The following is a 19,637-nucleotide window of genomic DNA, read 5'->3' on the forward strand; positions in this document are numbered from 1 at the left end:
GAGCCGTAGGTCATGCCGGAGCCCGACACGTGCGTGATCCCGGGGGAGTGGGGAGTGAGGCGTGCCCCGGCGGGATATACCGCAACCGCCGGCGAACAACCGCGGCCTGGGTCGATCGCCTCTGGTCCCTCGCGAGTTCGGGACTTTGGACTCTATGGACGCGACCCGGGCAGGGCATCGTGGGCAGAGAATAAAAGATGGCTCGAATAACAGATGGCTCGCGGGGAAACGCGCGCAATCGAACTGCCGACGCGACAGTAGTCGTTCATGAGAATGAACGGAGGGCAACTGTCGCGCTAACAGTGTCCAAATTACGCAGTGTCTTGTGGTGGACGTGCATGTAAAATGCAGGTGCTCCATGAGCAGGGGGAGGGGCACGATGATCGACGAAGTTTTTCAACTGCCGGATGCGAGATTTTCCGATCTCGAGAGAACCGTGGCCCAGCTTGAGCGAACGGTGAGTTCTCTGCGGCGTGAGGCCGAACGAGACCGCGCGACGCAGGGACGACTTCGCAGCCTCCTGGATGCGAGCGTTGCTGTAGCCGGAGATATTGAACTGGACTCCGTGCTCAAACGGATCGCCGAGTCCGCAACCACCCTGGTTAACGCCCGATACGGCGCGCTCGGTGTGCTTCACCCCGACGGTCACATCGAACGCTTGATTCAGACCGGGACGCCAAGCGTCGATGGTGGAATGATGCATATTCAGCCCGGGACCCACGATCTGCTTCAGGCAGTGTCCGAAAGCCATGGTCCCATTCGCCTCGACAATCTCCGCGAGGATCCGCGATCGGTGGGCTTCCCGCCGGGCAACTCGAGCATTCGCAGCTTTCTCGGTGTACCCGTTCGGGTTCGCGGTGAGGTCCTGGGCAACCTGTACCTCGCGGACCGCCGTGACGGCGGTTTCACCAAGCTGGACGAGGAGCTCGTTGTGGAGCTGGCAGAGACAGCGGGAGTGGCGATTGACAACGCACGGCGGTTTGAAGAGACCTGCCGTAAACAACGGCTGGCTGCGGCGCTCTCCGAGGTGGCGTCGACCCTGTTGTCCGCTGGTGCCGAAGATGTGCTCGCCGCGGTGACATCGAAGGTCGCGATGCTTCTTCCGGCGACGTTGGTTGCCGTGGTGGTACCGGGTCCAGGCGAGAACGAAATGAGGGTCGAGGCGGCGGACGGGGTGCAGTCCGAAAAGGCCGTCGGGACCGTATTCCCGGCGCTCGGGTCGCTCTCGTCCCAGGCAGTGGTCTCCGGCACCGTCATGAGTTCGGAGAGCGGACACGAGATTCGCTCGGCAGGCGGGTCTATCGGGTTTGGCCCGGTGACGGCCGTGCCCCTCGTCGTCTCGGGACGCGCCATCGGGGCGCTGTGCGTTGCCCGTGAGCCAGGCGGCCCTGGCCTTACGCGCGGAGAAAAAGACACGATCTCCGAATTTGCCGTTCAGGCGGGACTCGCCGTCGCATTGGCGTGGGCCAGGCTGGATCGACAGCGGCTTGAAGTCATCGAGGACCACGCGCGGATAGCCAGGGACCTGCACGACAACGTCATCCAGCGCCTCTTCGCGACAGGACTCGGCCTTCAGGCTCTTGCTGCCTCCGATCCGACGCATGCTGCGGCGATCGACACACACACCCTGGAGATCGACGCGGCAATTTCAGACATCAGGAGTGCCGTTTTCACCCGGCTATCGGCTCCGCCGTCCGACGCAACCCGCGTGCGCCACCGCGTCCTTGACGTCATTATCCAGCTCACACCGGCGCTGGGCTCGCCACCCCGCGTCGCCTTTTCCGGCTGTCCCAACATGGTGATCCCGCGGCGCCTCGCCGATGACGTTGTGGCGGTGATCAGGGAGTCACTCACAAACGTCGCCAAACATGCACAGGCCGAGACGACGGCGATCGATGTGAAGCTGGGTGACTCAGGTGTGTCGATCACGGTCGACGATGACGGTATCGGTGTCGACTCTCGTGTGGAGCGCGCAAGCGGCACCGGCAACCTGGCGCGTCGCGCCGAGCGGCACGGTGGCACCTTCACTCTCGAACCGCGCGAGCCGAGAGGCACTCGGGCATACTGGAACGTCTCGTTCGGTGAGCAGGGCGACCAGTGATCCGGGTGTTCGTGGTTGACGATCACGAGATCGTCAGGCTCGGTGTGACCAACCTGATCAACGGAGCGCGGGACATGACAGTCGTCGGTGAATCCGATTCGGTCCGCCGCACGCTGCCCCGGGTGGCAGCGACTCACCCGGATGTCGTGATCCTCGATGTCAACCTCCCGGATGGCAACGGGATCGACCTGTGCCGGAGCATCCGTTCGGAGCACGTCGACACGCGGTGCCTCATTCTCACCGCGTACGGGGAAGAGAAGGCAACGAACGCCGCGGTCATGGCCGGGGCATCGGGATACGTGCTCAAGAGCATCCACGGAAGCAGCCTGCTCGACTCGATCCGGCAAGCGGCCCTTGGACGCGTTCTGCTCCCGCCGCGGCAGACGCCGGAGACGCTTGTGGCCAGTACGGCCAACCGCGAAACCGGTGCTGTGGCGCCCCACCTCACCGAGCGCGAGCACCAGGTGCTCGGGCTCATCACCGGCGGGATGACGAACAAGCAAATTGGCGGGAAGCTTGGCCTCACCGAGAAGACCGTAAAGAATTATGTCTCCGGGCTCCTCGCCAAGCTCGGTATGGAGCGGCGCACGCAGGCCGCGGTCTACGGAGCGGCGCACGCCAGTCCAGCCGAGGACCGCCCGGTCGGCTGACGCCGAGAGCCGCCGTCACCCGGGCGGGTCAGCTAGCGCACGCGAGCCTCGACGTGCTCACGGCTGCCGTGCGTGTGTGTCCCCGGGTGCGGCTCCCTGAGCGAGCGGAAGAGAAGCTGGGGACAGCCGTCTTCGGCCACGAGCCGCTGCATCCGGATGCCGTAGACGGGCTCGAGCACTGCGGGTTGAAGGACGTCGTCGATGGTTCCGGATGTCACGACTTCACCTCGGTCGAGCAGCACCAGGCCGTCACAGTACCGCGCCGCGAGATTGAGATCGTGCAGCACGACGACGGTTGTCACGCCGAGCTGACGCACAAGCGCGAGGATTTCGTGCTGGAAGTGGATGTCGAGATGGTTGGTCGGCTCGTCCATCAACAGGTGCGTCGCCTGCTGGGCGAGCGCGCGCGCGATGAGAACACGTTGTTTCTCCCCACCCGAGAGGTCGCCGAAATCCCGATCGACCAGATGCTCCGCGCCGACCTGATCCAGTGCTTCCGCCGCGATGTCGATGTCCCGCTGCGACTGCCGCTGCCACGTCCCGAGGTGGGGGATGCGGCCGAGCATCACGGTGTCTGTCACCGAGAGCGGAAGCTCGCCGGCCGGCTCCTGGACGACGACGGCGAGCGCGCGCGAGAGTTCGCGCGGCCGCACGCTGTCGATCGAGACACCGTCGACGCGGATGGTGCCCCGATCCGGGGTGAGGGCGCGATAGAGAGTGCGAAGGAGCGTGGTCTTGCCGCTGCCGTTGGGGCCGATGAGGCCGATCACTTCGCCGTGTGCCGCGGTCAGCGCTGCGTCGCGCAGAACATCGACGCCCGAGTACGCGTGACTTACGCCGGTAGCCAGGATCACGATCCTGTGCCGAATCGCTCGACGATACGCTCGAGACCCACCACGGAAAGCGGACTCGGAGGTTCCGTGAAGTTGAAGAGCTGCACCAGCACATTGCTCTCGGTGAGTGCTCGGAGGGCGTCGCTGCCTGGCAGGGTTCTGACCTCGTCCTCGACGCCGCCGTCATCGCCCTGATACAGCAGAATGAGCACATCGGGGTCGCGATCGATGAGTTCTTCGATGCTCACCTCGAACACGCGCTCCGGTGTGTCGTCGAAGACGTTGGTGAATCCTGCCGCTTCCAGTTGCGGTTGTGACATGGACGCCCGGCCGTATGCGTAGAGGGGCCCGCCGCCGGCAGAGGGATACAGCACGGCCGCTGTCCGCTCCGGCGCATCCGCCGTCGCCGATTCGACATCTGTAACGCGCGCTTTCAGGTCAGCCACGAGTTCTTGCGCTTCGTCGTTGCGGTCGAAGATCTGGCCGTAGATCTCGATCTGTTCGTAGAGGGAGTCGAACGATGTATCCTCGACCCCGGTCGGGCAGTACACGGGCTGGACCAGGGTGTTTGACCCGCCGTCGAGCAAGCCCGTGCGCGTGAGGCCGTCCGGGAGGCCGAGGACGAGGTCGGGCTCCTGGGCCAGCACCACTTCGGCCGAGATCGTCAGGTGACCGGCAGCATCGATGCGGTCGGAGAGCGTATCGATGGCGTCGATCCGCCCGGCAAGTCCCGAGTCGTAGTACTCGTCGGGAAACGGTCCGGCCAGGGAGACGACACGGTCGAGCACGCCGAGGCCGTCCAGAATCGTCGCCGGCGCACTCTCGAGCAGGACTATGCGTTCGGGTGCCTGGTCGAAGGTCACTGTTTCGCCGCAGTTCTCTATCGTGAGCGGGTAGGTCGTAGTGCCATCACCCGCGCGAGTGGAGTCGTGTGCGGCGGTGACCGGGGCTGCGCAACCGGTCAGGGCCAGGGCAAGTATGCCGAGAATCGGTGCGAGAAATCGGGTGCTGCGGCTCATGGTGATTCCAGTCCTTGGAGGAGGTCAGGGGCGACGGGCGTACATTCTGCGAACAAGGATGAGGAGGAAAGGGGCGCCGACGACGGCGGTCAGGATGCCGATGGGCAGCTCTCGGGGTTGCATGACGGTCCGGGCGAGTGCATCGGCCCAGATCAGGAACATTGCGCCGAGCAGAGCGCTGACCGGCAGCATCCGGCTGTGTACAGAACCGACGAGGCGGCGGGCAAGGTGGGGGATGACGAGGCCAACGAATCCGATCGCGCCGGCCGCGGCAACGACAGCTCCTGTGCAGAGCGCGACGACAACGAGCATCCAGACGCGCGTGCGGGCGGGGGAGACGCCGAGTGTGACCGCCGTCTCGTCGCCGGCGGCTATCGCGTCGAGGCGACGACCGTTAACCATGAGGATCGCGAGGGTGACGGCGACCACAGCGATAACGCTCGCGAGAACGACGTCCCAGCGCGCGAGTCCGAGCGACCCAAGCAGCCAGAACATGACCGAGCGTGACCCCTCAGCAGAGTCAGAGGCGAAGATCAGGAAACTCGTTGCGGCCGAGAGCGCGTAACCAACGGCGACCCCCGACAGCAGAAGGCGGAGTGACGTGACACGTCCTCCCGTTCGGGAGACGAAGAAAACCACGAGGGATGCGGCGAGAGCGCCGAGAAACGCGCTCAGTGGCAGTGCGTACTGTCCCACTCCCGCTCCCAGGCCAAAGAGGATCGCGCCAGCGGCTCCTGTCGACGCTCCACCCGAGATTCCGAGGATGTAGGGGTCGGCGAGGACGTTGCGCACCATGGCCTGGAGTGCCGCACCACACAGCGCGAGACCAGCGCCGACGGCCGCTCCGAGAAGAACACGCGGAATGCGCACGTTCCAGACGATGGTCTCATCGGAGCGGGGGACCGGAGCGCCGATCGGAGCGCCGAAGTGGTGTGATACGACCTGGAGGATGGTGCCGGGGGAGATTGTGACCGGCCCGATGCCGACGGCGAGCACGGCAGAAGCCAGGAGGCCAAACAGGAGGGACACGCCCCACAGGGCGCTCCGTCGACGGTTTGTGCGCACGGATCCCGCGAGAGTCCGGTCACGCGTTCGTTCGCCGGTGTTCGGCATGGCTGCCTCCTTCTGCGACATCGTCGCAGGTGGAGGTCGCGTGGCAACAGGGACTTTTGGCCGTCCGGCGACTAAATGATCGTTTGACAGGCGGTGCACAAACCAACGAAGGCGCTCTGTTCCGGTTCTAGTTTGAAACCGGACGCACTGGCGATCGCTCTCGAGCTGGCGGTGAACGTGTCAGCCGGCAGGACGGTGACCTCTCCGCAGTACCTGCACACGCCATGGAGGTGTTCGTGGCCTGATGGCGTTGTGACCAGGTGATAGGCGACGGCACCGCCCGGTTGCCGCCGCTGGGCGATGATTGCCCGTCGCGCGAGAACCTCGAACGTGCGGTAGACGGTCGCGCGGTGGATGCCCCGCGTGGCGAGAATCACCGACACCTCATCGGCGGTGAGGTGCTCATGGTGACGAGCAAGAACCTCGAGTACCGCGCGGCGCGGCTCCGTCAGCCGTTCACCTGAGTCCTGCAACCGCGCGAGAGCGAGAGCCAGGGCCTGCTCCGGAGCATGATGCAGATCCCGGTGGCGTGCGGGGATACTGGCGTCCATACGTCATGGTGCCACGGTGCACACGGGTTGTGAAAGGGTCGGGACGTCGTCAGTTGTGGACCGTGAGATCAGGTGGCGGGGGAGACAGCGGTGCTTCCGCGCACCGTCAGTGAGGTTGCCAACTCGACATGGCTGGAGGAGGGGCTGCGACCCTCGGCCATGGCAAGGATGGTCTGGACCGCCATCGCGCCCATGCCTTCGAGGTGCTGGTAGACCGTCGTGAGCGGGGGCGTCGTCCAGGCGGCCTGGGGAGTGTCGTCGAAACCGGTGACACTCAACCGCTCAGGCACCGGGATGCCGAGCCCGTGAGCCGAAGCGAGTACGCCAACCGCGATCTCGTCGTCCGCCGCCATGATGGCCGTCGGCGGGTGAGGCGACGTGAGCAGTTCGCGGCCGCGATCGGCCCCGGTCGCGACGGCGAAAGGGCCTGACCGAATGAGGGCGGGATCTATCGGTATGCCAGCGGAATCGAGCGCGGCCTGGTAGCCCAGCCGCCGGTCGCGCGCGGCATCCGACGCTTCCGGGCCGCCGACCCAGGCGATACGACGGTGACCAAGGTCGATGAGGTGTTCTGTGGCCGTTCTCGCGCCCGACCAGTTGCTCGACCCGACGCTCACCATCCGGGGATGTCGCGTGTCGACAGGGTCGACGATGATGAACGGCAGGCTGGCGTCGTTTGCGGCATCGATGAGCCCGTCTGGCTCGGAGAGCGTGAGACCGATGATGCCGATGACGCCGGACGCGCGCTGGTCGGTGATCCACTCCCGCGCCACCGCGCGATGGGCACGCGAGGTGCGCTCGGGGGCGAGACGGACGAGGAGATCGACGCCCGAGTCCGTTGTTTCCGTCAGGGTCCCCTGGAGGACGCCGAGGATGTATGGGGAGGCCGGAAGGTCAAAGACGACGGCAAGCGCACGGCGCTGAGCGGAGGGCGCCGGGAGCGTCGTCGGCCGATACTCCAGTTCTGCGACCGCAGCGAGGACGCGTTCGCGCGTGTCGGGGGAGATGTCGTTACGGCCGTTGAGGGCTTTTGACACCGTCGCTTTCGAGACGCCGACGGCAGCCGCGACGTCCTGAAGGGTCGCCCGGCGTTGGACGAAATCGGATGCCACTCGGTTCTCCTTTCCGAAATTATTTCGGAGATATAGGTTGCTTCGTCGTGTTCTCAGAAAATCCCGCGGGGGAGTTGACAGTCTGCAGCGACGAAACCTACTATGAACGAACGATACACGTTGCGAAATATTTTCGCCAGCGAATCGGCTTACGCCGTTCGTGACCAAGGGAGGTCTCATGTCCGTCGAATCATCGACCATCGTATTGGTTGACGGACACCCTTCCCGGGATAGCCGGCTTCGCCATGTCTGGAGCGAATGCATCGGTGCGGGACGCGCCAACGAGGCACTCCGCGCTGACTGGCAGCGACACTTCAGTGAAGCCGTTCACGTGCTCGGTGCGCGCTACGTACGGTTCCATGGTCTCTTCCACGACGACATGTTCGTGTATCGCGCGTCGAGCGGCGGAGGGTTCGGCCCGCCGACACCACTGGCCGAACCGCTCTACACGTTCGCGTACGTCGACAAGGTGTTCGACAGCATTCTTGACACCGGCGCGCGCCCGTTCGTCGAGCTCGGCTTCATGCCCCGTGAACTTGCAACCCAGACCGAGACGCTGTTCTGGTGGAAGGCCCACTGCAGCCCCCCGAACGACATGGCTGCGTGGGTTGCGCTGGTCACCGCAACCCTGGAGCACTGGATCGAACGCTACGGGATCGAGGAGGTGCGCACCTGGCCGTTCGAGGTCTGGAATGAACCCAATCTGGTGCCGCACTTTTGGACGGGCACCAGGACCGAGTACTTCCAGCTCTACGAGGAAACCGCGAAGGCCATCAAGGCAATCGACTCACAACTCCGCGTTGGTGGACCCTCATCCTCGGTCTTCGTTCCCGATGCCCGCTACGACGGCGAGTACCACGACACCTCGGTCGAGGCGGCTACGGCGGAGGCGCCGGATCCCGAACTGCTGCCGTGGAAACCCGTGTGGATTCACGAGTTCATCTCCTACTGCGCCGAACGCGACGTTCCCATCGACTTTCTCTCGACCCACCTGTATCCCACAGATTTTGCCTTCGACACCCAGGGCGTTGGTCGGCACATCAGTCGGCAGCGAGACTCCACGCGCAACGACCTCGTGGTCATGCGCCAGATCATCGCCGAGTCACCATATCCGAACGCCGAGCTGCACATCACAGAGTGGTCCACGTCGCCGTCGAGCCGCGACCGGATGCACGATACGGTGTTCGCGGCGACGTACATCGCTCGCGCGTTCCTCCAGTCCCACGACCTCGCCGATTCAATTTCCTACTGGACATTCACCGACGTCTTCGAAGAGGGCGGCGGTGGCATCGGGCCATTCCACGGTGGCTTCGGCTTTGTCAATGAGCAGGGAATCCACAAGCCAACGTTCCACGCGATGGCGATGCTCAACCGACTCGGTGACCGGATTGCGTTGCAGACCGAGCACGGGATGATTACACGCACGGCCGAGGGTCACGTCGCCGCGGTGTTCTTCAACTACCCGGATTCCATGGGGGCGAGGTCGGTGGGAAGCGCGAACTCCCACGCCGAGACCCGTCGTCTCGCGACCGAAGGGCCGGCCCGGCGTATCGCGCACACCATCGGCGGACTCACCCCAGGACAGGTTTACGAGGTCGAAGTCCTCGACCAGGAACACGGCAACGTCGCAGCGGAATGGCACCGAATGGGGGAGCCGCTCAACCTTTCACGACAGGAGGTTGCCGAGCTCACGGCGATCGCTGACGATCTGCACCGCGAAACTCGCACCGTCGACGCCGACGGTGTGCTCACGGTCGACATCCTGCTCGCACCGTGGGCAGTGATGTCGATCTTCCCCGCAACACCCCAGCACCGATGAATTTCACATACGACGAAGTATCGAAAGGACCAGCATCATGAAACTGACCAGAAGAACCGCAAAAGTCGCCGCATTCGCGACGATTTCTGCCCTGGCTCTCACCGCATGCACCGGCGGAGGAGGAAGTGGAGGCGGAGGTGGAGAAAAGGCGACGGAGGAGAACAAGCCCGAGCAGCTGACGGTCGCCGCCTGGATGGACTTCCCGCCGGAACTCCTCGCATCCTTTGAGGAGGAATACGGAATCAAGGTCGCCGTGGAGTCTTTCCCCGACGGCGCTTCCGCTCAGACCGTCCTGCGCAACGGCCTCTCCTCCGGAGGCGCCGGCCTCTCGGACGTGCACCTGATCGAACTCGACTGGTGGACCGAAATGATGGCAGCCCCCGAGGATTGGGTAGAGCTCCCCGAGGTTCCCGATCGCTGGGTGGACTGGAAGGTCAAGCAGGGGTCCGTCGACGGCGTCATGACCGGGTATGGAACCGACATCGGCCCTCTCGGTGTCGCCTTCAACCAGGAGATGACATCGGCTGCCGGTGTCGCCACCGACCCGGAAGTATTCGGCGAGTTCATCGGCGGTGACGCCGCCACGTGGGAATCGTTCCTCGATGCGGGCCGCGCGTATGTCGCGACATCCGATAACTACTTCATCGACTCGCTCTCCAGCGCCTTCCAGGCAGCGATCAATCTTCTTCCCGCGGCGTTTGAAGACCCTGAGTCGGGTGACCCGTACAACATCGCCGACAACGCCGAGGTCAAGGAACTGTTCATGACGTTTGCGGATGCCGCCGCTGACGGCGTCTCGGCGGGCATCCCCATCGGTCATGCTGACTGGGGAGCTGGCTTTCAGAACCGCCAGTGGGCCACGGTGGTCACCCCGGCGTGGATGACCGGAATCATCGCAGACAACGCTGACGGCATCGAGGGATGGCGTCTGTCCAGCACCTTCCCGGACGGCGGCGGCAACTGGGGTGGGTCGTTCTTCTCGGTCCCGTCCACCGGTGAAAACACCGGGTGGGCCGTCAAGCTGGCCGACTACCTCACCTCGCCCGAGGCAGCTGTGCAGTGGTTCCACGAGACCGGTCAGTTCCCCTCGCAGGTGGACGCCATCGCCAGCCCTGACATCGCAGAGACAGAGAACGAGTTCTACGGCGGCCAGCGTCTCGGCCAGGTCTATGGCGATCTCGCCTCTGCGGCCGGCGATTCGGCGGCTGGTGGTTTCCGCGGTGAGAACTTCGCCGGCATCCAGTCGCTCGTTACCGACGGTATCTCGCTCGTCGAGTCCGGCGGAGCGACACCGGAGGAGGCTTGGGAGTCGGTCGTCAGTGACTTCGACGCGCTCGGCTTCGAGACCGCGGACTGACCTCACCTCACCCCGACCCGGTCCTCGAAGTCGAGGACCGGGTCGGGGTCTGCCCTTCACCCCACAGAACTCACGAAAGGCTCGAGCCTTGGCTACCGATACATTGGCTACAGCGGCCCCGCGCACAGCGCGCCGCGTCGGCTGGGGGCAGCGCCTGTCGCGCTGGGACATCAAGGTCTCGCCCTACCTCTACATCTCGCCGTTCTTCATCGTCTTCGCGGTCTTCGGTGCCTTCCCGCTCGTCTTCAACGTGGTCGTCGCGCTCCATGACTGGCACCGCCGCTCCGGTATGGGCGATTTCGTCGGCCTCGACAACTTTGCGTGGGTATTACGCCAGCCGCTGTTCTGGCGGTCGCTCGAGAACACGTTCTCCATCTTCCTGTGGGGCGGCATCCCGCAGCTCGTTCTCGCCCTGGTGATCGCGTCGATCCTTGACCAGAATCTCCGTGCCCGGACCTTCTGGCGGATGAGCGTGCTCATTCCGTTCGTCGTGATGCCCGTTGCCACATCAATGATCTTCGGGCAGGTGTACGGCCAGTTCGGCCTTCTCGTGCCGAACCTGCACGACCTCGGTCTCTTCACTGAGTACAGCTCACCGTTCTTCCAGGATCGCCAGTTGTCGCACATCGCGATCGGCTCCATGGTCATCTTCCGCTGGACGGGCTACAACGCCCTGATCTTCCTCGCCGCGATGCAGGCCGTACCGAGAGACCTCTACGAGGCGGCCACTGTTGACGGAGCGGGACGCGTGCGTCAGTTCTTCTCGGTGACCATCCCCGGCATCCGTCCGACGCTCATCTTCGTCATCCTGACCATGACTATCGGAGGGCTCGAGATCTTCGACGAGGCACGGATGTTCGACGGCGGGGGAACGGGCGGCGGCACCGGCGGTGCCGATAACCAGTGGACCACCGTCGTTCTCTACCTCTATAACCTCGGATTCGGCGACTGGCAGGACAGACTTGGTCAGGCAGCAGCGGTTGGCTGGATCTTCGCCGTCATCATCCTGGCGCTGTCACTTCTGAACATCCTGTTCACTCGCGTCATCGCGTCATCGGATTCAGGTACCAAGCGGTTGCCGAGATCACTCCGGAAGGCGTCCACGCTTCGGTCTGAGGCCAAGCAGTCCGCACAGGCCACCGATGCAGTCGAAGGAGATCACCGATGAGCACGGCATACATTGAAAACACGGCGGGCCGCGGCGCCGCCAAGTACGCTCGGAAGCGCGCGGCCAGAGGCAAGTCCGGCGCCAGCCACCACCCGTCGAATCGTCGCCCGGGATGGGTGACGTATGTCATCCTTGCTGCCGTATTCGTCGTCTCGGTCTTCCCGCTCTATGCCGCCGCGATGTACGGCTCGTCGAGCACGACCGAAATCGCTCGATCAGTCGGTACGCTGCCCACCTGGCTGCCGACACTGACCTTGCTTGAGAACTTTGGGCAGGTTTTCGCCGCGGAGCAGTTCAGTATCTGGGTGGCATTCGGGAACTCGCTGCTCGTCGCTGTCTCGGTCAGCGCTTCGACGGTATTCTTCGCGACTCTTGCGGGCTTCACCTTCTCGAAGCTGAGATTCCGAGGTCGACAGGTGCTTTACTTCGCGGTGATCGGCACAATGGTGATCCCCGCCCAGATCGGCACCATCCCGATGTTCGTGATGATGAACGAGTTCGGCTGGATCGACTCGCTCCTTGCGCTCACGGTGCCGGGACTCATTGGCGCTTTCGGCGTGTTCTGGATGACGCAGTACCTCAAGGAAGCCCTCCCGTTCGAACTGATCGAAGCGGCACGCGTCGATGGCGCGTCGATGTTCCGGATCTTCTGGTCGATCGCGTTGCCCGCGGCACGGCCGGGGGCAGCGACGCTAGCCCTGTTCACCTTCATAGGTTCGTGGAACAGCTTCTTCTGGCCGTCGGTGGTGATGCGGTCGCAGTTGACGATGCCGCTTGTGGTGCCTCAGCTTCGCGGAGCCTTCACCTCCGACACCGGGCTCGTGATGGCGGGCGTTTTCCTCGTCGCTGTGCCCCTTCTCCTCGTCCTGGTCGTTGCAGGAAAGCAACTCGTTGCCGGCGTTATGGAGGGTGCAGTCAAGGGCTGAGCGGCTCGTGCCTCAAACGGCCAGTCGGTGGCGGGCGTCGATGATGAGGTCATCGAGTCGATCCCTGGTTGCGAGGAGCTCGCGGGCGCGCCGGTCGATGTCTTCGCGCTGCTGGCGGAGTCGCTCGATCATGGCTGGCGTGGTCGTGCCCGAGTAAATGCATGGCAGGAGCTCGACGATGACGGCGCTGGTGAGGCCTGCTGCCATGAGTTCCTGGATCAGGATGACCCGATCGACGGCGTCGTCGCTGTATTCGCGGTGCCCTCCCGAGGTGCGGGATGACAGGAGTATGCCCTGCGTTTCGTAGTAGCGCAGTGACCTGACGCTGACCCCGCTGTTCGCTGCGAGTTCTCCAATGCGCATGCTTGTGACCTTCCTCGGCTTGAACCTGACACTGATGTCAGGTTTTATCCTGAGCCTATGAATATATCTGATGCAGTGGCACTGGTGACCGGGGCGAACAGGGGCCTGGGGCGTGAGTTCGTCACTCAGCTCGTGGCCGGGGGAGCGAGGAAGGTTTATGCGACGACCCGGCGTCCGGAGGAGCTCGGTGTGCTGGAGGGATTGGGGGCACCCGGTCAGGTCACAGCTCTGCTGGTGGACATCACTGATTCCTCGACCATCGAGGCTGCTGCCGCTGCGGCCGCAGACGTCAACCTGCTGATCAACAACGCCGGTATTGCCACAGCGACAGACCTGCTCACGGGGGAGCTCAGCCGGATCCGTTCCGAAATGGACACCCACTTTTGGGGAACACTGGCAATGAGTCGTGCCTTCGCCCCGATTCTCGGTGCCAACGGGGGAGGAGCCATCGTGAATGTCATGTCGCTGCTGTCCTTCCGGGTCTTCCCGGGCAACGGTGCGTACGCCGCAGCGAAAGCCGCTGAGTGGCAACTCACCAACAGCACCCGCCTCGAGCTTGCGGGGCAGGGCACGCACGTACTCGGTGTGCATCTTTCCTCCACTGACACCGACATGATGAAGGACTGGAACATCCCCAAGAGCGACCCGCGGGTGATGATCTCGGAAATCCTGGACGCATTGGCGAAAGGCGCCCACGAGTTCCTGGACCAGGACACCAGGGCGGTCAAGCAGCGACTGGGCGCGTCACCCGAGGTCCTGTATGACGGCTTCGGACCATTCGCCGTCACGAAGGACGTCGCCCTGGGGTCGCGGTAGGGGGGGGCCAGGTGAGTCAGCCAGGTCGCAATCGGGGCTCTCCGTAATCGCTTTGTTGACATAATGTGCATTATCGGAACGAGGAGACGGGGATATGGTCCCAGTGCCACTGGCGGTGGGCTGGGACCAGGGTGACAATCGTCACAGCAGAATGACGGCGGCCGTCCCTGCGGCGTCAGGACGGCTGGCGAGGCGTTTTGTAGAACGGAGATCACCGTGTCCTATTTTTTTCACACCGAGTCAGTCGGCGTTGGATCGTCGCAATTGAGAACCGTCCGGACGATCATCATCGTGCTGGGTGTCGTGGCTATCGTCACCGGCATCGCGATCTTCGTCTGGCCCGAAGCGACGCTGTCGATCGTCGCGTGGCTTTTTGGGCTCTATTTCGTCGTGAGCGGCCTGACGCGGATCGGCAGGGCGATTGCAGCGAGTGGCCAGCCTGCCTCATACCGGGTGTTTCTTGCCGTGCTCGGGATTCTTCTCGTGATCGGTGGTGTGTTCGTCTTTGCCAATCCGATGTTCGGCGTCGCTGTTGTGGCCGCGGTCATCGGCTTGACCTGGATCGTCGAGGGAATCGGCGTCCTGATGGATGTGCCACGAGGTGGTGCAGCATGGCTCGCCGTCCTGGTTGGTGTCGTGTGTATTCTCGGCGGTCTCGTGCTGTTGTTCGCCCCTGTCGCCGCGACGGTGTTCTGGTTGCAGGTGTCCGCCGCCCTGCTCGTGGTTGTCGGCGTCATGCAGATCGCCCAGGGTGCCACTCTCGGCAGGGCGCCCCGGAGGTAGGTACTTGACATAATCTCCAAGGATTGGGGTCGAGAACTGACCGGCTGGGTCACTATGGTGAGCCGATGGATGACAGGACGATTCGCCCGTTTCGCGTCGAGGTTGCCCAGGCCCAGCTTGACGACTTGAGGCGACGGCTCGAAGTCACGCGCTGGCCGGACGAGCTGCCCGGCGTTGGCTGGTCGTACGGTGTACCCGTCGGCTACCTGCGTGACCTTGCCGAGTACTGGCGGACCTCATTTGACTGGCGGCTCTGGGAATCCACACTCAACGGGTTCCCTCAATTTTCAACGACCATCGATGGCCAGAACGTCCACTTTCTGCACCTCCGCTCCCCCGAGCCCGATGCTCTTCCGCTCATCATCACCCACGGGTGGCCGGGTTCTATTGTGGAATTTCTTCACGTTCTCGGACCGCTCTCCGACCCCCGCTCGCACGGCGGCAATCCGGCGGATGCGTTCCACGTCGTCGCCCCATCGATCCCTGGTTTCGGGTTTTCGGGTCCAACGACAGAGCCAGGCTGGAACATCGAGCGGGTGGCGCGCGCCTGGGCAGAGCTGATGGCTCGCCTCGGTTACGACCGCTACGGTGCGCAGGGCGGAGACAGCGGATCCGTGATCTCTCCGCTCCTGGGGCATCTGGCGCCCGAGCGTGTGGTCGGCATCCACGTCAACGGCAGCCTGGGGTTCCCGACGGGCGACCCCGCCGAACTGAGTGGTTTAAACGACGCCGATCAGGCACGGTTGGCGGCGCTGGAGCACCAGCTCGACGACGGTGCTGGCTATGCCATCCTGCAGTCAACCCGCCCGCAGACCGTCAGCTTCGGCCTGACCGACTCTCCCGTCGGCCAGCTGGCCTGGATCGTCGAAAAATTCAAGGAGTGGACGGACCCTTCGTTCGATCTCCCTGAAGAGGCCGTCGATCGCGATCTGATCCTCGCCAACGTCAGCGTGTACTGGCACACCAAAACTGCGGCGTCATCGGCGCGGTTGTACAAGGAGGGACAATCGGGCTGGGGTCGGCGCGCGCCACGTTCGGAGGTGCCTTCGGGCGTAGCGGTTTTTCCCGGTGACTTCGGGATCCGACGAATCGCGGAGCGGGACAACAACGTCGTGCACTGGTCCGAGTTCGATCGTGGCGGGCACTTCGCCGCCATGGAGGCCCCTGATCTCCTGGTCGGCGACGTACGGACGTTCTTCAGTGGGCTCCGATGACTGGGCCGGGCTGATAACGCCCAGCGAGCAGGTTACCGGGCGGTGTCGAAGTCGCTGGTGTCTCCGACGTACCTGGTGTTGTCCCCGGGAATCGGCTGCACGGCGGCCAGGGCCACTTCGGCGGCGAACTCCCCCACGTTGTAGAGCTTCCCGGCGGAGTCCTTACGCGAACTGATCGCGCCGGGGTTCGCCCGCTCGAGAAGCGTCGCTGTGATTGTGCCCTCGATCATGTCGCCGGATACCACCACGAATCCGATGCCGCGTGCGGAAAGTTCCGGGAGCTTCTCGCGGAGAGCGTCCTCGCCCGCACGCTTCGACAGCGCGACCGGGATGTACTCGGGCATCGTCGGCGTCGTCCGAATGAAATGGGCCTGGTGGCTCGTCACGAAGACCACGCGAGATCCCTCGGAGAGGAGAGGCAGCGCGGCCTCGAGCACGTTGAGCTGGGCGTCGCGGTTGAGTTGCATGGCGTAGTCCTCGGCCATCCCGCTCTCCATTCCGCCTGAGGCGTTCAGCACGAGAACGTCAAGCGAGCCGAGCTCCGTCCTGACGGTCTCCATCATCGCCGAGACGCTGGCGGGATCCGTGAGGTCGGCACCGACGGTGATCGCCGTTCCGCCCGCTGCGCGGATCAAATCGGCGAGCTTTACCGCCCGCGCTTCCTTGTTGCGGTAGTTGATAACCACACGCGCGCCTGCTTCAGCGAAGTAACGGACGGTGTCTGCACCGATGCCACGGGACGAGCCGGTGACGAGGATGTTCTTTCCGGCGAGCGAACCCGGGACGAGAGGATTGGACACAGTTGACTCCTTAGAACACAGCGCGATACGGCCGGACGGCGGCTGATCCCGGCACCCGACACTATCAAGAAGTTTCGGTGCGCCGCGGTGACCGGCTGATAGATTCGGAGTCAGACGCGGAGTCGGGCATGGGCGCCCACCAGGGGCCGCTTCGCCACCGGGAGGTACGCATGGACTGGATCGTCGAGAACATCTGGATTGTTTGGCTGGTCCTCATGCTTCTCTTTGTGACCATCGAGATGCTCAGCCTCGAATTCACCTTCCTGATGCTCGGCATCGGGTCAGCCATTGGTCTCGCGTCCGGGTTCCTCGGCGTGCCGTGGTGGGCGCAGTTCCTCATCGCCGCAGCGGCATCCGTTCTGCTGCTCCTGCTTGTTCGTCCTTCCCTTCTCCGAGCTCTCCGGAAGGGCGCAGATCCCGCAAAGAGCAACGTCGACGCGCTCGTAGGTACGACAGGGCGCGTGATCCAGCCCGTTACCGAGCACAGCGGCCAGGTAAAACTCGCCAACGGTGAAGTCTGGACGGCAAATGTCGCTGACGAGTCGGAGACACTCACCCTGGAACCGGGAACCCCGGTACAGGTACAAGCCATTCGCGGCGCAACAGCCGTGGTGGTCCCCACAGGGAGGAATGCATCATGAACAACGCATCAGACGTCGTCGGCACGGTTATCGCCTGGGTTGTCGGCGTTGTCATTCTCATCTTCATCCTCGTCGTCCTGTTTCGTGCGATCCGGATCATTCCGCAGGCATCCGCCGGCGTCGTCGAACGTCTCGGCCGCTACCACAAGACACTCGAGCCGGGTCTCAACCTCCTTGTACCGTTCATTGACAGGGTCCGCCCGCTCATCGACATGCGCGAGCAGGTGGTGTCGTTCCCGCCGCAGCCGGTCATCACCGAAGACAACCTCGTCGTCTCCATCGACACCGTTGTCTACTTTCAGGTGACGGATGCCCGCGCGGCGACCTACGAGATCGCCAACTATCTCGGTGCTGTCGAGCAGCTCACAACCACGACCCTCCGAAACGTCGTCGGTGGGCTCAACCTCGAAGAGGCGCTGACCAGCCGCGACAACATCAACGGGCAGTTGCGCGTCGTCCTGGACGAGGCGACGGGCAAGTGGGGAATCCGCGTCGGCCGTGTCGAGCTCAAGGCCATCGATCCCCCCGTCTCTATCCAGGACTCGATGGAGAAGCAGATGCGTGCCGAACGTGACCGGCGCGCACTCATCCTCACGGCTGAGGGCACCAAGCAGTCGGCGATCCTCACCGCGGAGGGAGCGCGCCAGGCGGCGATCCTCAGCGCTGAAGGTGACGCTCGCGCCGCTGTGCTGCGAGCCCAGGGTGAGGCAGAGGCCATCACGACGGTTTTCGATGCGATCCACCGTGGCGACGCTGACCCGAAGTTGCTGGCGTACCAGTACCTCCAGACCCTCCCGAAACTCGCGGAGGGCACGGCGAACAAGCTGTGGATCATCCCGTCCGAACTGACCGAAGCGGTCAAGGGCCTTGGGAAGGCGTTCGTCCCCGGCGCCGCAGACGACCTGAAGCAGACTCCCCCGGCTCCCGCCCCCGACGTGCCGTCGAGCGTCTTCCCGACGAGCGTGCCCCCGGCATTCCCTCCCGCCGGGCCCCCCGCTCCCCCGGCGGCGCCGCCTGCCTCGGAATAACTCTGTGCCGACCGAAGGAACCGTCACGGGCTCGCGCTATCTGTCACCCCGGGGACCGCGGGTCTTCGCGCACCGTGGCCTCGCGGTCGGCGTACCGGAGAATACGCTCGCGGCGTTCCAGGCCGCGGTCGACGCAGGCACCGACTACATCGAGACCGACGTTCACGCAACAGCAGACGGCATCGCCGTCCTGGTCCACGACCCCGAGATTCGGGTTGGATCCGTATCGCACGTGGTGCGAGACGTGACCTTTGACGAGCTCTGCCTCCTCGATCTGGGCGATGGCCACCGTGCGCCCACCCTGGCGGAGGCGCTTGCCGCTTTTCCGCTTATCCGCTTCAACATCGATGTGAAAGACGAGCGGGCAGCCCGGCCCGCGGGGCAGGCTATTCGCGCTGCCGGGGCGATTGATCGCGTACTCGTGACGTCATTTGACGAGGCCCGGCGGCTGAAGGCTCTTGAGCTACTGGCTGGCGTCACCAGTTCGGCGTCATCGCGGTTGTTCGCACGAGCACTTGTCGGTGCCAAGATGGGCATTCCGGCGCTCGTCCGACGCTCGCTGACCGGTGTGGCCGTCGTCCAGATCCCTGAGCGTTACAAGAACGTGCAACTGATTACCCCGCGGACGCTCCGAACGCTGCACCGAGCCGGTGTCGAGGTCCACGTTTGGACGATCAACACGGCGGCGGACATGCGCCGCTTACTCGACCTCGGCGTCGACGGAATCATCACGGACCGCGTAGACATCGCTCTCACGGTGGTGCAGGAATGGAGCAGTGCCTCTAGGCAATCTGGAGGTTAGCTGCGAGTATCCGCCCAGCGGGAAGCTTCTGCCCAGTTTGGGGGTCTATAACTGGAGGAGCAAACGAGAGGGGACCACACAATGGCAGATCGCAGTTTGCGCGGAATGCGCCTCGGCGCCCAGAGCTTACAGAGCGAAGAGGGCGTCGTATTTTCAGAACGGACTCGATCCGTGTATCTGTGCCCTGAATGTAACCACGAGAGCGCACTGATGTTCGCTGCCGACGCGGAACCCCCGGAGACCTGGGAGTGCCGTCACTGCGGCCACGAGGCAGTACTCATGGTTGGTTCAGAGCCGATCACTATCGATAAATCAGATCAGAAGCAGGCACGCACCCACTGGGACATGCTGCTTGAACGCCGGTCACGTGAGGAGCTCGAGGAGCTTCTTGAGGACCGGCTCGCCTTCCTCAGGGAACGGCGCGGACTGAACAAGAAGGTCGGAGCCTAAGCTCCACACCGGTTGAATGGGGCGCTCGCTGTGCGGGCGCCCTTTTTGCTGTCCGCGTGAGGCTCAGAGCCATTCGTCCCCGGATCACGCG

Annotated in this window: 20 protein-coding genes; 13 read left to right on the forward strand and 7 right to left on the reverse strand. The window is 64.0% G+C overall.

Annotation, left to right across the window (positions count from 1 at the left end; translation table 11 throughout):
* The first annotated feature begins 379 nt into the window (after window positions 1-379).
* Window positions 380-2,101, forward strand: coding sequence for a GAF domain-containing sensor histidine kinase (locus tag C3E77_RS06645; protein ID WP_162924933.1), 1,722 nt, complete (start codon window positions 380-382; stop codon window positions 2,099-2,101).
* 11 nt (window positions 2,102-2,112) lie between these two features.
* A complete protein-coding gene (locus C3E77_RS06650) occupies window positions 2,113-2,751 on the forward strand; it encodes a response regulator (RefSeq protein WP_335583241.1) in 639 nt (212 codons plus the stop codon).
* A gap of 32 nt (window positions 2,752-2,783) precedes the next feature.
* Here C3E77_RS06650 and C3E77_RS06655 read toward each other — a convergent pair whose 3' ends face one another.
* From C3E77_RS06655 to C3E77_RS06675, 5 genes are all read right to left on the reverse strand, one after another.
* The gene (locus C3E77_RS06655) at window positions 2,784-3,605 is read right to left on the reverse strand and encodes an ABC transporter ATP-binding protein (protein ID WP_108390910.1); all 822 of its coding nucleotides are present in this window, start codon (window positions 3,603-3,605) and stop codon (window positions 2,784-2,786) included.
* A complete protein-coding gene (locus C3E77_RS06660; protein WP_108390911.1) occupies window positions 3,602-4,603 on the reverse strand; it encodes an ABC transporter substrate-binding protein in 1,002 nt (333 codons plus the stop codon). Before C3E77_RS06660 ends, C3E77_RS06655 begins: the two co-directional genes overlap by 4 nt.
* A gap of 24 nt (window positions 4,604-4,627) precedes the next feature.
* Complete coding sequence (locus tag C3E77_RS06665; protein ID WP_108390912.1) at window positions 4,628-5,716, reverse strand: FecCD family ABC transporter permease; 1,089 nt, start codon at window positions 5,714-5,716, stop codon at window positions 4,628-4,630.
* A gap of 71 nt (window positions 5,717-5,787) precedes the next feature.
* Complete coding sequence (locus C3E77_RS06670) at window positions 5,788-6,267, reverse strand: Fur family transcriptional regulator (protein ID WP_108390913.1); 480 nt, start codon at window positions 6,265-6,267, stop codon at window positions 5,788-5,790.
* Between the two features lie 68 nt (window positions 6,268-6,335).
* On the reverse strand, window positions 6,336-7,379 hold the full coding sequence (locus C3E77_RS06675; RefSeq protein WP_198412202.1) for a LacI family DNA-binding transcriptional regulator: 1,044 nt from the start codon (window positions 7,377-7,379) through the stop codon (window positions 6,336-6,338).
* 178 nt (window positions 7,380-7,557) lie between these two features.
* Between C3E77_RS06675 and C3E77_RS06680 the strand changes: the two genes are divergently transcribed.
* The 4 genes from C3E77_RS06680 (at window position 7,558) to C3E77_RS06695 (ending at window position 12,649) form a co-directional block, all read left to right on the forward strand.
* Entirely contained in the window at window positions 7,558-9,198 is a 1,641-nt protein-coding gene (locus tag C3E77_RS06680) for a GH39 family glycosyl hydrolase (protein ID WP_108390915.1), read from the forward strand.
* Window positions 9,199-9,235: 37 nt separating this feature from the next.
* A complete protein-coding gene (locus C3E77_RS15630; RefSeq protein ID WP_108390916.1) occupies window positions 9,236-10,555 on the forward strand; it encodes an ABC transporter substrate-binding protein in 1,320 nt (439 codons plus the stop codon).
* 88 nt (window positions 10,556-10,643) lie between these two features.
* On the forward strand, window positions 10,644-11,723 hold the full coding sequence (locus C3E77_RS06690; RefSeq protein ID WP_232528766.1) for a carbohydrate ABC transporter permease: 1,080 nt from the start codon (window positions 10,644-10,646) through the stop codon (window positions 11,721-11,723).
* The gene (locus C3E77_RS06695) at window positions 11,720-12,649 is read left to right on the forward strand and encodes a carbohydrate ABC transporter permease (protein WP_108390918.1); all 930 of its coding nucleotides are present in this window, start codon (window positions 11,720-11,722) and stop codon (window positions 12,647-12,649) included. The genes C3E77_RS06690 and C3E77_RS06695 overlap by 4 nt, the downstream gene beginning before the upstream one ends.
* A gap of 12 nt (window positions 12,650-12,661) precedes the next feature.
* Here the strand turns inward: C3E77_RS06695 and C3E77_RS06700 are convergent, their stop codons facing one another.
* Complete coding sequence (locus C3E77_RS06700; RefSeq protein ID WP_108390919.1) at window positions 12,662-13,012, reverse strand: MerR family transcriptional regulator; 351 nt, start codon at window positions 13,010-13,012, stop codon at window positions 12,662-12,664.
* Between the two features lie 57 nt (window positions 13,013-13,069).
* Between C3E77_RS06700 and C3E77_RS06705 the strand changes: the two genes are divergently transcribed.
* The 3 genes from C3E77_RS06705 to C3E77_RS06715 all read left to right on the forward strand — a co-directional run bounded on the left by C3E77_RS06705 (window position 13,070) and on the right by C3E77_RS06715 (window position 15,825).
* Complete coding sequence (locus C3E77_RS06705; RefSeq protein ID WP_108390920.1) at window positions 13,070-13,828, forward strand: SDR family oxidoreductase; 759 nt, start codon at window positions 13,070-13,072, stop codon at window positions 13,826-13,828.
* Between the two features lie 216 nt (window positions 13,829-14,044).
* On the forward strand, window positions 14,045-14,611 hold the full coding sequence (locus C3E77_RS06710) for an HdeD family acid-resistance protein (RefSeq protein WP_162924934.1): 567 nt from the start codon (window positions 14,045-14,047) through the stop codon (window positions 14,609-14,611).
* Between the two features lie 65 nt (window positions 14,612-14,676).
* On the forward strand, window positions 14,677-15,825 hold the full coding sequence (locus C3E77_RS06715) for an epoxide hydrolase family protein (protein ID WP_108390922.1): 1,149 nt from the start codon (window positions 14,677-14,679) through the stop codon (window positions 15,823-15,825).
* A gap of 32 nt (window positions 15,826-15,857) precedes the next feature.
* Here C3E77_RS06715 and C3E77_RS06720 read toward each other — a convergent pair whose 3' ends face one another.
* A complete protein-coding gene (locus C3E77_RS06720) occupies window positions 15,858-16,625 on the reverse strand; it encodes an SDR family oxidoreductase (RefSeq protein WP_108390923.1) in 768 nt (255 codons plus the stop codon).
* A gap of 128 nt (window positions 16,626-16,753) precedes the next feature.
* Here C3E77_RS06720 and C3E77_RS06725 point away from each other — a divergent pair, with 128 nt between their 5' ends.
* The 4 genes from C3E77_RS06725 (at window position 16,754) to C3E77_RS06740 (ending at window position 19,546) form a co-directional block, all read left to right on the forward strand.
* A complete protein-coding gene (locus C3E77_RS06725; RefSeq protein ID WP_234031324.1) occupies window positions 16,754-17,266 on the forward strand; it encodes an NfeD family protein in 513 nt (170 codons plus the stop codon).
* Window positions 17,263-18,294, forward strand: coding sequence for an SPFH domain-containing protein (locus C3E77_RS06730; RefSeq protein ID WP_108390925.1), 1,032 nt, complete (start codon window positions 17,263-17,265; stop codon window positions 18,292-18,294). Before C3E77_RS06725 ends, C3E77_RS06730 begins: the two co-directional genes overlap by 4 nt.
* Window positions 18,295-18,298: 4 nt before the next feature.
* On the forward strand, window positions 18,299-19,096 hold the full coding sequence (locus tag C3E77_RS06735; RefSeq protein ID WP_232528771.1) for a glycerophosphodiester phosphodiesterase family protein: 798 nt from the start codon (window positions 18,299-18,301) through the stop codon (window positions 19,094-19,096).
* An 81-nt stretch (window positions 19,097-19,177) separates the two neighbouring features.
* Entirely contained in the window at window positions 19,178-19,546 is a 369-nt protein-coding gene (locus C3E77_RS06740; RefSeq protein WP_108390926.1) for an RNA polymerase-binding protein RbpA, read from the forward strand.
* Window positions 19,547-19,637: the final 91 nt, after the last annotated feature.

This window comes from Mycetocola zhujimingii (assembly GCF_003065425.1).
Lineage (GTDB): Bacteria > Actinomycetota > Actinomycetes > Actinomycetales > Microbacteriaceae > Mycetocola_A > Mycetocola_A zhujimingii.